Source organism: Pseudomonas sp. Tav-5-1A, assembly GCF_055755055.1.
This window is the reverse complement of sequence record NZ_CM146901.1, coordinates 1977286-1989091: the sequence shown is the minus strand read 5'-3', so window position 1 is coordinate 1989091 and position 11806 is coordinate 1977286. Positions and strand designations below refer to the sequence as shown.

The following is an 11806-nucleotide window of genomic DNA, read 5'->3' as shown; positions in this document are numbered from 1 at the left end:
GGAGGATTGTCCGCAAGCTGGGCGGCGGGGGCAATGCGGGGAATGGTCAATAACGAGGGTATTCAGGCCATTGATTGACGGGTATGGCGTGTAGCCGCTGCCTTGCGGCAGCGGCTACCGGTATCAGGCGCGGCTGATCAGGCGGTCAAAGGACAGTTTGCCTGCGCCTTCCACCAGGGTGGCGATGGTGCCGGCCAGCAGGGCCAGGGCGAATTCGTAGCCGTTGTTGGCCATGAACAGACCGTTGTGGATGTGCACGCTGAGGATGGCCACTACCAGGGTCACGATCAGCACCAGCGACGCCGGGCGCACCAGCAGGCCGAGGACCAGGGCCAGGCCGCCGAAGAACTCGCCGCTACCGGCCAGCAGGGCCATCCAGTAGCCAGGGTGGATGCCGATGCTTTCCATCCACTGGCCAGTGCCTTCCAGGCCGTAGCCGCCGAACAGGCCGAAGAGTTTCTGGCCGCCGTGGGCGACGAAGATGATCCCGACCAGGATACGCAGCACGGTGAAGCCCAGGCCGGCGTTGGTGGTGAAAAGGCGTTTGATCGAAGCGTTCATGGCGTATTCCCTTGCGAAAGTGGTGTAGGAGTTGATGGGGGCCATATTAATCGATCTATCGAATAAGAAAATCGCAAATAAACGACAATACAAATCGAACAATTCGATATCTTTTGGAATCACGTAGCCGCTGCCGCAGGCTGCGCTGGCCCTCTACCTCACTGAAGATCTCCAGCGTGGGTAAGGGCCAGCGCAGCCTGCGGCAGCGGCTACGGGTTTTTGGGTCAGGCGAAGGGTCAGCGGTTGAAGGCGATGCGCCGGCCTTTCATGGCGCCGGGGTCGAGGGTGTCGCGCTCGCGGTCGTAGGCCAGGTAGTACTTGTTGACGCTGTTGACGTAGCTCACCGCCGGCATGCCGGCCTGTTCCATGGCCACGCGTTCCACCTGGAAGAACCACTGGTTGGGGTTCAGGCCGCGCCGGCGGGCCTCGGCGCGCATGGCCTGCACACGCTCTGGGCCCATGTTGTAGGCAGCCAGCACGAAGGCCATGCGCTCACGCTCATTGAGCTGGCTGCTGGCGAAGAACTTTTTGCGGATCATGGCCAGGTAGCGGGCGGCGGCCTGGACGTTGTTGTCCACGTTCTGCACGTTGCCCACGCCCACCCGGCGGGCGGCCGACGGGGTGATCTGCAACAGCCCGGTGGCACCGCCCCCGCCCCGCACCGACGGGTCCAGCTGGGATTCCTTGTAGGCCAGGGCCGCCAGGTTCAGCCAGTCCATGTTCTGCTCGCGGGCGTAGCGCTGCAGCACCGGCCGCAGTTTCTCCAGGCGCTGGCGGTCGCTGGCGGCCAGCGGGTTATGTACCCGGTACAGGCCTTTGTAGGCACGGGTCAGGGTCGCGTCCTGGTCGGTCGGCGCCCGGTAGCCCTGCAGGAAACGGTCGACGCTGGCGTGCAACATGGAAGCGTCGTTGCGCACGTACCAGGTGATCTGCCGCGGCGCCCCCAGGTGCACGCCCGGCTCCAGCATCAGCTTGGGCATCACCTTGGCCCAGCGCTGGGCGATGGGCCGCTCGACGATGGTCATCGGCAGGATGCCCGCTTGCACCATCTCCAGCACGTCTTCCACGGCCAGGCTGGGGTCGGCCCACTCCACTTTGATCGGCGCCAGCTTGTGCAGTGCCAGCTTCTGATTGATGGCCAGTAGGGCATCGCCGGCGGCGCTGCCGGCGGGCAGGGACACGGTCTTGCCGGCCAGTTGTTCCACACGCCCGTAGCGGCGCGCGCCCTTGGCGCCCACCAGCACCAGCGGCACGTCGTTGACCACCGGGGCGCTGGCGCTGACCAGCTGGGTATCGGGCATGTCCACCAGTTCGCCCGGCGCCACCAGGTCGCCCTCGCCGCGTTGCAGGGCGCTGATCAGCTGTTCCTTGGGCCGGGGAATGATCTTCAGGTGGATGGCCTGGCCGGTGTTGGCGTGACCATTGAGGTATTGCTCGAAGGCGCGCAGGCGGTGCAATTCCATGCCCACGCACTCGCCCTGCACTTCGCCGGAGCTGTTGCGGCTCTGGTTCACCAGCACACGCAGCACGCGGCTCTGGCGGATGTCGGCCAGGTCGCGAACCTTGACCGGGTGCACCACTTCGGGCGGCCCGGCCAGGCGCGCCATCGCCGGCAAGGGCGCCAGCAACGCAAGCAACAGCACGGTCAACAATGAGGGACGGGGCATCGGGTCTCCAGCCTGATATCTCAATCGACCTCAAGAGACCACGATAACGTCTTGAAGTTCTTGGCTTTAATGTTCTTGCACGCGCTCTGTTATGCTGTCGGGCCTGCGGCCTGAGGTAGCACACCATGCAACTCATCGACATCGGCGTCAACCTGACCAACCCAAGCTTCGACGAACAGCACGCGGGAGTGCTGGAACGCGCCTACGCCGCCGGCGTGGCGCAGCTGGTGCTGACCGGCACTGAAATCGCCGGCAGCGAGCAGGCCCTGGCCCTGTGCGAGCGCCTCGACGACAGCGCCACCCGGCTGTTCAGCACCGCCGGCATCCACCCCCACCACGCCAGCGACTGGACCGCCGACACCGAGCGCCAGCTGCGCGACCTGCTGGCCCAGCCACGGGTGCGCGCGGTGGGCGAATGCGGGCTGGACTTCAACCGCGACTTCTCCCCGCGCCCGCAGCAGGAAAAGGTGCTGGAGCAGCACCTGGCCCTGGCCGTGGAGCTGCAGCGCCCGGTGTTCCTCCACGAACGCGACGCCAGCGTGCGCCTGCTGGGCATCCTCAAGGACTTCCGCGACCGCCTGCCCGCCGCCGTGGTGCACTGCTTCACCGGTGAGCAGAAGGCGCTGTTCAGCTACCTGGACCTGGACCTGCACATCGGCATCACCGGCTGGATCTGCGACGAGCGCCGCGGCACCCACCTGCACCCGCTGGTGGGCAATATCCCCCGCGGCCGCCTGATGCTGGAAAGCGATGCACCGTACCTGCTGCCGCGCACCCTGCGGCCCAAGCCGAAGAACGGCCGCAACGAGCCGGCGTACCTGACCGAGGTGCTCAACGAGGTGGCTCGCCATCGCCAGGAAAGCGCTGACGACCTGGCCGCCCACACCACCGCGTGCGCGCGCGCGTTCTTCGGTTTGCCGACGCTGCCTTGACCCATATCAACATTTGCGTAATGGTCTTCTGGAACAATGATGGCACCTTGCCTTTAATGCTCCGCGAATTCAGAGAAGACCTCCATGGGTACCTGGCTTAGCAACATCTCCCTCAAATACAAATTCTGGGCCGTGAACGCGGTCGCCTTCATCACCACCCTGTTGCTGGTGCTGTACGCCATCCACCTCGAGCAACAGGGCCGCGTGGCCGACCTGCAGGCGCTGTCACCCGGTGCCGTGGGCCCGGACTTCGCCCAGGTGTTCGCAGAGCGTTTCGCCCAGTACGCCGGCGCCGTGCTGGTGTTGATGCTGGCCATGCTCGGCGCCTCGCAGCTGCTGATCCGCTTCCTGCTCAGCCAGCTCAACACCCTCAAGGACGTGATTCTGCACGTGGAGAAAACCGGCGACCTGTCCGCCCGGGTGCCGGTGGCCGGCGCCGACGAGGTGGGCCAGATGGCCGTGGCCTTCAACGCCATGCAGGCCGGCTACCAGCGCGTGGTCGGCACCGTGGCGCGCACCGCTGCGCAGCTGGACGAGGGCGCCGCGCGCCTGGCCAGCAGCATGGGCCAGGTGCGCCACGGCATGCTCGGCCAGCAGAGCGAGACCGACCAGGCCGCCACCGCCATCAACGAAATGACCGCCACCGTGCACCACATCGCCCAGCACGCCGGCGCCACCCGCGACCTCTCGCAAAGCGCCGACACCCTGGCCGGCAGCGGCCAGCAGGTGGTGGACCGGGTGCAGGTGTCCATTGCCGGCCTGTCCAGCGGCGTGCAGCAAACCGCCGAGATGATCCAGCGCCTGGCCGAGGACAGCCAGAAAATCAACGGCGTGGTGGGCGTGATCCACAGCATCGCCGAGCAGACCAACCTGCTGGCCCTGAACGCCGCCATCGAAGCCGCCCGCGCCGGCGAGATGGGCCGCGGTTTCGCCGTGGTCGCCGATGAAGTGCGCAGCCTGGCCAAGCGCGTGCAAACCTCCACCGACGAGATCACCACCATGGTCACCGCCCTGCAGGCCGGTACCCGTGATGCCGTGGACTTCATGCAGGAAAGCTCGTTCAAGGCCGACGACTGCGTGCAGCAGGCCCGCGAAGCTGGCCAGGCCCTGGCGCAGATCACCGGCGCGGTGGCGCAGATGCGCGAAAGCAACACCCAGATCGCCGTGGCCGCCGAACAGCAGAGCCAAGTGGCCGAAGAAATGAACCGCGCGGTGGTGAGCATCCGCGACGTGACCGAAAACACCGTGCAGCAGACCGTGGATTCGGCCAGCACCAGCACCGACCTGGCCAGCCTGGCGACAGAGCTGAACCGAGCGATCGGCCAACTTAAACTTTAAAGACACCACCTTTCTTTCGCCGGGCGCCAAGGGCCGGCAACGCCTCTCCATCAGGCCATGGCACGGTGCAACACATGTAGCACCGGCCGTTAGGCCGGGTCGCGCCGTGCGGACGGCGCTCGATCTCAAGAGCGCCACACCTCTCCCGACATGCAACCGCGCGCCGTGACGCAATCTCCCGACGAACCCACCGAATCCAACCCGCAACCCGCGTAGCCGCTGCCGCCAGGCTGCGCTGGCCCGAACGTTCGCTGAAGATCTTCGGCGTGCATGCCTTGAGCCTTGCAGCGCTTGCGAAATCCAGCGCCGCCCGCGCGGCGCGACCCGGCCTCCCGGCCGGTGCTACATTTGCTGCACCGTGCCATGGCCTGATAGATAGGCGTTGCCAGCCTTGTAGGTGTGGCGAGGCATCGGCGGCGCGGCCAAAGGCGCGTGCTATCACCCCCATAGCCAACCCTCATTCGCCCCCGGCCCTGCCCCGCACTACGCTTACCTCAAGCAGCAACGTAGCGCATCGAGGAGAGCACCATGAGTAAGTACCTGCCCCACTTTCATTGGCACAACAGCGTCGACCACACCGCCGAACTGATCGGCTTGCCGCTGATCGGCCTGGGCGGGCTGCTGGTGGCTTCCGGCGCGGTGGACGGCAGTTTCCCTGCCGTGGCGGTGGGCGTCATCGGCGTGATTGCCGGGCTGGGCCTGCGCAAGGCGTGAAAACAGCTGTCGTCAGCCGAACACCGTCACGGTCTGCCGGCTCATGGCAAGCAACGCCCCCTCAGCCGTCCACAGCATCGCCGAGGTGTGCCCATAGCCATCCTGGGCATGCTCGATGGTCGCGCAGTAACGGCACCAGTCCTGGGTGCACAGCGGCACCAGCGGCTGGACGAATTCGATGGTCCAGCTCAGGGTGCTGCCCGGCGCCGGCTTGCTCAGGTGCGGTAGCACCGCGGGCGGCCAGGCATCGACCAGGGCCAGCAGGTGGGCGACGCCCACGGGCTCTGCCACCGGCTCGTCGCGCAGGCGCACCCAGCCGCCCATCTGCCGCCCCGGGCTGTTGGTGAACGGCAGCCCGCCAATACCCCAGCGCAGGTCCAGGTGACGGATGTATTCCGGGGTGACGCCCTAGATATAGGGCAGCGCCGTGCACTGCTCCAGCGGCTTGAGCGCCACCGCAGGCTCCGCCGCAACGCTGATGGCCGATTCGCGCGGGGCGCCGAAGCTGGCCTGCATCAGGGTCACGGTGCCGCCTTCGGCCACGGCCCGGCCCAGTAGCGTGACCACCGACTTGCCCTCGCGCAGCACCTCCACCTCAAAGCTGATCGGCGCCTGCAACGGCGCCGGCGCCACGAAGGTGATGGCCAGCGAGCGCACCGGCTGGCCCGGGCCGACCTTGGCCTGCAGCGCTTCGAACAGCAACGCCGCCATCAGCCCGCCATAGCCGGCACGGCCCTGGGCCCATTCGGCAGGCAGGGTCACGGCCTGTGGGTGCTGGCGCACGGCGGCCAGCAGTTCGGCAAATTTCATCGGCACCTCGATACGGGACGCAAAGGTTCCATGGTAACCAGCACGCGCCGGGGCAACAGGCGCCGTTTCGGCCATTTGTCCGGCTTAATGGCCCATGGCGCCGAGCAGCTTGTCCAGCGCCAGGTCGCTGCGCTGCTCGCCCTTGAGCAAGCCCGCCTGCCATTCATGCAGGCACGGCAGCAGGTCGGGCTGCTGCTCCACCTGCAACAGCCACTGCCAGTTGTCATGCCAATCACCCAGCGTGGCCTGGGCCTGCTTCAGGCGCTTGACCAGCCTGGCGTCGGCCTTGTCCAGCGCCGGGTACGCCTCGGCGCCGTAACGCGCGCGCTTGATCAACAGGCGCAGGCGATGGCGGTCGTGGCCGGGGTCTTTCAAGGCATGCTCAAGCTGGCGCCATTGCTTGGCCAGGCGCTTCTCGATGCGCCCGCGCAGGTTGCCGATCAGCTTCTGGCGCTGGGCGGCGCGGGCAAAGCGCGGGAAGCCGTCGAGGATGCGAATCAGGCGCCCCAGCTCGGCACTGGCCGCCACGGCGGGGAACACCCCGCGCATCTGCGCCACGCGCACCTGGGCCAGGTCATGGTGGCCGCGCTTGTGCAGGTGCGCGGCCAGCACTTCGCGGTCGCGGTGGGGCGTGGTCAACTGGCCCACGGCCCTGGCTGCCTCTTCCAGTTGGTCTACCCCCGGCAGGCCACGCAATGGCCGGATCAGGCTGCGCAAGCGGCGCACGGTGGTGCGCAGGTCGTGCAGCGCCTCCGCGTCGGTCTCGGCCTGCAACCGCGCCTGGCAGGCCAGCAGGCGCACCTCGATACCCAACAGGTGGGCGATGACTTCATCGAGCATTTTCGACATTACAACGACTCCCGAACCGCCGCAGGGTGCAGGCCCTCAAGGCTGGCACGCACTGCTTTGAATTGTTGACGCAACACCGCAACGTCCAGCGGTTGGCCACCATACCGCTGGCCGATGAAAGTTTGACTGAAGGCCTCGATGGCTGCCGCCTGGGCGCCCAGTTGGCGCGCGGCGCGGCGGGCGAACGCCTCGGCGCCCTCCCCCGTGGCCCGCACCAGGCCATGACGGGCCAGCAGCACCTCGAACGCCTGGTAAATCCGCAGCTGGCTATCGGCCGGGCGTTGCCAGGGCTTTAGCAGGACGATAGCCAATATCGCCAGCATCACCAGCAAGCCTGCCGGCAATATCGAGCTGGCCAGGTCCTTGAACCAGCGGTTGAGAAAGTCCAACTGCTGCGCCGCCTGGTAGCCCAGCACCCAGCGCTGCCAGCCATAGTTGAGATTATCCCAGCCCAGGCGCAGCTCGTTGACCCAGGCAAATCGCCGCAGGCGCAGGGGCGAGAACGGTGCATCGCCAAGAAACTCCTCGTCCGCCGCCAGGGCATCCTCGGGGCCCGACTCGATGCGCAGTGGCGACACCGCCGCCGTGGGGTCCACGCTGCGCCAGCCGCGCCCGGCCTGCCAGTACTCGACCCAGGCATGGGCGTCGTACTGGCGCAACGTCAGGTAATGCCCGGCGGGGTTCAGCTCGCCGCCCTGGTAGCCCACCACCATGCGCGCCGGGATGCCAGCGGCGCGCAGCACGAAGGTCATGGCCCCGGCGTAGTGGGCGCAGAAGCCACGGCGGCTGTCGAACAGGAAGCTGTCGATGCTGTCGGCGCCCAGCGCAGGTGGCTTGAGGGTGTAATGATAGTCCTCGTCGCGAAAGCGTTGCAGCATGGCCTGCACCAGTGCGTCGGGCTGGGCGTAGCGAGCCTGCAGTTCATGGGCCCACTGGCGGCTGCGCGGGTCGCCGCCGTTGGGCAGGCGCAGGTCCTGGCGGCGCATGGACTCGCTCAGTTGCAGGTCGCGGATGGCCTGCGGCGACGAGGTCACCTCGTACAGCAGCGGGCGGTCCTGGGGCTGCACCCGCTGCAGGCGGAAGTCGGCCATTTGCCGCGCGCCGGGCAGGTCGGTGCGGGCTACGTCCAGCCCATACAACCAGCGCCCGCCCAGCGGTTGTTGAATGATGCGGTAGCGATATTGCGCGCCACTGGGCTGCCAGGGCGCCACCGGCAGCCCGCGCGACAGCTCCGACTGGCTCCAGCGCGCGCCGTCGAAGCGCTCCAGGGTGAAGGCGCGCCAGTACAGCGCCTGGCGTGGCGGCATCGGCCCGTCAAAGCTGACCTGCATCACCAGTTGCGGCGAGCGGCCCAATTCGGCCACGTCGCCCGGGGTCATGCTTTCCGCCAGGCCCGTCTGCGATTTGTTACTGGGAATGGGCAACGACCACAGGGGCTCCATGCGCGGGAAGAACACGAAGAACAGCAGCATCAGCGGCAGCGCCTGGGCGAGGATGGTCAGCGCCAGGCGCAGGGTGGCCAGCGGCCGCGCCACCAGGCGCGTCTGCTGCAGGCCGATCATGGCCGTGAGCAGCGCCGTCACCGGCAGCACGCTGTACAGCGCCCACGGCAGGCTGGCGTCGTACAAGTAGGCCACCACCACGCAGAAGAAGCCCAGGTAGATCAACACCCGCGCGTCACGCGAGCTGCGCATCTCCACCACTTTCAGCATGAAGGTGGCTACCAGCAGGCTGGCCGCCGCGTCCAGGCCAATCAGCACGCCGCGGGACAAGAACACCCCGCCGGCAGTGGCCACCACCATGCCCACCTTCAGCAACAAGCCCGGGAAGGCGGCACGCATGCGGAAAATCTGCACGCGCCACAGGGTGCAGCCCAGCCACAGGCCAATCATCCAGGGCGGGACGTGGGGCCAGAACGGCACGATCACCAGGCACTGCGCCAGCAGCAGCCACACCAGGCTGATGCGCGGAATGGCCGGCGCCTGGCTCATGGCTTTTGCCCGTACAGCGCCAGCGCCCGCAGGCAGGCCTCGCGGTGGCCGTCGCTGCGGTCCACCGGCAGGTACAGGCCGGGCAGGCGCAGGGCGAACGGCCGCTGCTCGCGGGACAGGGCCAGCACCCAGTGGCACAGCCGCGACAGGCGCTGTTCGACGTCGCCGCCCAGGGCCATGAAATCCAGGCACAGGTCACGGCCGCGCAGGTCGGCGAATTCCTTGACCAGCAACTGCGCGCCACGCGAATAGGCCTTCCAGTGCAATCGCCGCCAGGAGTCCCCGGGCTGGTAGGCCTTGAGCCCCTGGTAGTCATCCACGCCCTGCCCGGCCACGCGCTGGCCTTCGCCTTCGACGTCCTGCAGGTCGCTGGCCATCACCGGCAGCTCGCCCTCCAGCGGCCGTGGGTAGACCAGCACCTGCTGGCCCAGGTTGCAATAACTCCAGGCGCGCAGCACGCCCAGGGGGAAGGTACTCTGCAGGCGAATGCGCGGGGCCGGCAACCAGCCGCGCGCCAGGGTGGGCAGGTTCAATTCCAGCTCCAGGGCGCTGCGCGCCGCGATGTCGACGCTTTGCAGCTCGTTGGCCGACCAGCCCACGCCGATGGCCTGGTGCTCGCGGTTGACGCTTTCCAGGCGCAGCACGAAGCGCGCGTGCTCACCGGCAAACACCGCGGGCGTGCCGGCGCCGCTGATGCGCAGGCCGCTGAGGTTGCGAAAGGTGTGCAGGATCGCCACCACGAACACCGAGCCCAGCAGGAACACCAACGCGTAGGCCATGCTGTTCTGGTAATTGATGGCCGCCAGCAGGATCAGCAACAGCACCACGCCGAACGCGGCACCGCTGCGGTCGGGCATGATGTAGATCTGCCGCTGCCCCAATTGCACCTGCGCCGCCACCGGCGAGCGGCGTGCCTGCCACCGGACCAGGCCCTGGCGCAGGCGCGCGATCACAGCGCCGCCACCTCTTTGAGCAGCCACTGCACCAGCGCGCCGCCCCCTTGGCCGGTGGGGTCGGCGCGTTCGCGCAGGCGGTGGCTGACCACCGACGGCAGCACCGCCTGCACGTCCTCGGGAATCACGTAGTCGCGCCCCAGCAGCAACGCCCAGGCGCGCGCCGCCGCGAGCAGCGCCAGGCTCGCCCGCGGCGACAGGCCCCAGGCGAACTGCGGCTGGGTGCGGGTGGCTTCCACCAGGCGCAGCACGTAGTCCACCAGCGCGTCGCTGACCCGCACCTCGCGGGCCTGCTGCTGCAGCACGGCCAATTCTTCATGGTCGAGCACCGCCGCCATGCGCGGCAACAACTCGCGGCGCGACTCGCCAAGCAGCAGGGCCTTTTCCGCCGCCTTGGCCGGGTAGCCCAGGGACAGGCGCATCAGGAAGCGGTCCAGCTGCGACTCGGGCAAGGCAAAGGTGCCGCCCTGGCTGGTGGGGTTCTGGGTGGCAATGACGAAAAAGGGTTGCGGCAGCGGCCGAGTGGCGCCCTCGATGGTCACCTGGCCCTCTTCCATGGCCTCCAGCAACGCGCTCTGGCTCTTGGGCGTGGCGCGGTTGATCTCGTCGGCCAGCACCAGCTCGGCGAAGATAGGCCCGGGGTGGAAGACGAACTGGCCACTGTCCTTGTCAAACACCGAGGTGCCGAGGATGTCACTGGGCAGCAGGTCGGAGGTGAATTGAATGCGCTGGAAGCGCAGGCCCATGACCTTGGCCAGGGTGTGGCTGAGGGTGGTCTTGCCCATGCCGGGCAAGTCCTCGATCAGCAGGTGCCCCCCGGCAATCAGGCAGGTCAGGGCCAGGCGCACCTGGTGCTGCTTGCCCAGCAGCACCTCGTTCACGGCTTCCAGGCAGGCGGATAACTGGCTGTGCATCATGCAACCCCTCCGTATCGAACCGGCCGAAGCCTGCGGCTAACGCACCGGTCAGCGCCCCGCGCGCGACTCGCGAATGTAGAACCGCGCCTTCTCGGCCTTCTCGGTGCAGCCGTCAAAGGCCTCGAACTGCTGCTGGGTCTTGGCGCCGGTCAACAGCGACAGCGCCTTGGAATAACTCACGGTGCCGGCGAAACCTTCGGCCTTCGCCAGATCCAGCTCGTGCCAGGCGGCATCCAGCTGCGTGGCACAGGTGTCGCGGTAGGCGGTCTTGCCGGCACAACCTGTCAGAGCCAAGGCAAACAACGGCACGCAGATCCAGGCTTTCATGGAGTGACACCTCAAAAAAATACGGTATTGGATGCTGGCTCAGACGCTGGGCCAGGGAAAAAGTGCCGTGAAAGTAGCGTAGCAGGGCCTTGGAAGCCAGCGTGGTGTTGAGGGTGGGGAAGGTACCGTTCTGATGTCGAACGCCAAAGGCTGGCAACGCCTGTCCATCAGGCCATGGCACGTTGCAACAAATGTAGATGCTGCCGCCAGGCTGCGTCGCGCCGCGCGGGCGGCGCACGATCTGAAGAGCCATGGAAAAACCAAGGCATGCACCTTTGAGCCATGACGCGGTTTCACGGCAGGCGCACCGGGCGTTCTTCGAAGATTCCTATTGGCGACCGCGCCACGGCCTCCAGGTGCCCGCCAATGCTGCCTTGCCGCTCTTGAGATCGAGCGCCGCCTACGCGGCGCGACGCAGCCTTCGGCAGCTGCTACGTTTGGTGGAACGCGCCATGGCCTGAAAGGCTTGCACCGTAGCCGCTGCCGAAGGCTGCGCTGGCCCTGTGCCCCACTGAAGATCTCCAGCGCACATGAAGGCCAGCGCAGCCTACCGGCAGCGGCTACGCCAGCCTAGTGCTCGGCGCCAGAGCGGTGTGCGAACCCCTACATTTCATGGCTTGGCTACCCATGCATGCCTAAAGGCCCCGCATTCATTGGCCTGCAGCCATCCCAGAGGAACCACCTCCCTGACTTCTCGGACATTTCCGCCCACCAAAAGCGAATCACCCTACATCCATCCCCACTGCC

At 67.2% G+C, this 11806-nt stretch carries 10 protein-coding genes and 1 pseudogene; 3 read left to right on the top strand and 8 right to left on the bottom strand.

The features are described 5' to 3' along the window. Positions 1-123 precede the first annotated feature (123 nt). Together AC0J42_RS09005 and AC0J42_RS09000 are read right to left on the bottom strand one after the other, a co-directional pair. Entirely contained in the window at positions 124-561 is a 438-nt protein-coding gene (locus AC0J42_RS09005) for a DoxX family protein (RefSeq protein WP_416423213.1), read from the bottom strand. Between the two features lie 236 nt (positions 562-797). After that, positions 798-2228: an MltF family protein gene (locus tag AC0J42_RS09000; RefSeq protein WP_473005891.1), complete on the bottom strand. Its 1431-nt coding sequence runs from the start codon at positions 2226-2228 to the stop codon at positions 798-800. A gap of 125 nt (positions 2229-2353) precedes the next feature. Between AC0J42_RS09000 and AC0J42_RS08995 the strand changes: the two genes are divergently transcribed. From AC0J42_RS08995 to AC0J42_RS08985, 3 genes are all read left to right on the top strand, one after another. Continuing rightward, positions 2354-3160, top strand: a complete 807-nt coding sequence (locus AC0J42_RS08995) for a TatD family hydrolase (protein WP_473005889.1) — start codon at positions 2354-2356, stop codon at positions 3158-3160. Positions 3161-3244: 84 nt separating this feature from the next. Further along, entirely contained in the window at positions 3245-4498 is a 1254-nt protein-coding gene (locus AC0J42_RS08990; RefSeq protein WP_416423210.1) for a methyl-accepting chemotaxis protein, read from the top strand. Positions 4499-5026: 528 nt separating this feature from the next. Next, positions 5027-5212, top strand: a complete 186-nt coding sequence (locus tag AC0J42_RS08985; protein ID WP_416423209.1) for a hypothetical protein — start codon at positions 5027-5029, stop codon at positions 5210-5212. Positions 5213-5224: 12 nt separating this feature from the next. On the opposite strand, the pseudogene AC0J42_RS08980 reads toward AC0J42_RS08985, so the two are convergent. The 6 genes and pseudogenes from AC0J42_RS08980 to AC0J42_RS08955 all read right to left on the bottom strand — a co-directional run bounded on the left by AC0J42_RS08980 (position 5225) and on the right by AC0J42_RS08955 (position 11059). After that, positions 5225-6022: pseudogene (locus AC0J42_RS08980) on the bottom strand (acyl-CoA thioesterase). Between the two features lie 84 nt (positions 6023-6106). Beyond that, on the bottom strand, positions 6107-6871 hold the full coding sequence (locus tag AC0J42_RS08975; RefSeq protein WP_473005887.1) for a CHAD domain-containing protein: 765 nt from the start codon (positions 6869-6871) through the stop codon (positions 6107-6109). After that, entirely contained in the window at positions 6871-8862 is a 1992-nt protein-coding gene (locus AC0J42_RS08970; protein ID WP_416423206.1) for a transglutaminase TgpA family protein, read from the bottom strand. The genes AC0J42_RS08975 and AC0J42_RS08970 overlap by 1 nt, the downstream gene beginning before the upstream one ends. After that, positions 8859-9842 (bottom strand): DUF58 domain-containing protein, encoded by a 984-nt coding sequence (locus tag AC0J42_RS08965; protein WP_473005886.1) that lies wholly within the window; start codon positions 9840-9842, stop codon positions 8859-8861. The genes AC0J42_RS08970 and AC0J42_RS08965 overlap by 4 nt, the downstream gene beginning before the upstream one ends. Continuing rightward, complete coding sequence (locus AC0J42_RS08960) at positions 9812-10729, bottom strand: AAA family ATPase (protein WP_416427561.1); 918 nt, start codon at positions 10727-10729, stop codon at positions 9812-9814. The genes AC0J42_RS08965 and AC0J42_RS08960 overlap by 31 nt, the downstream gene beginning before the upstream one ends. A gap of 51 nt (positions 10730-10780) precedes the next feature. Further along, positions 10781-11059 carry a hypothetical protein gene (locus tag AC0J42_RS08955; RefSeq protein WP_416423204.1) on the bottom strand — a complete coding sequence of 93 codons (279 nt, stop codon included), beginning with the start codon at positions 11057-11059 and terminating at the stop codon, positions 10781-10783. Positions 11060-11806: the final 747 nt, after the last annotated feature.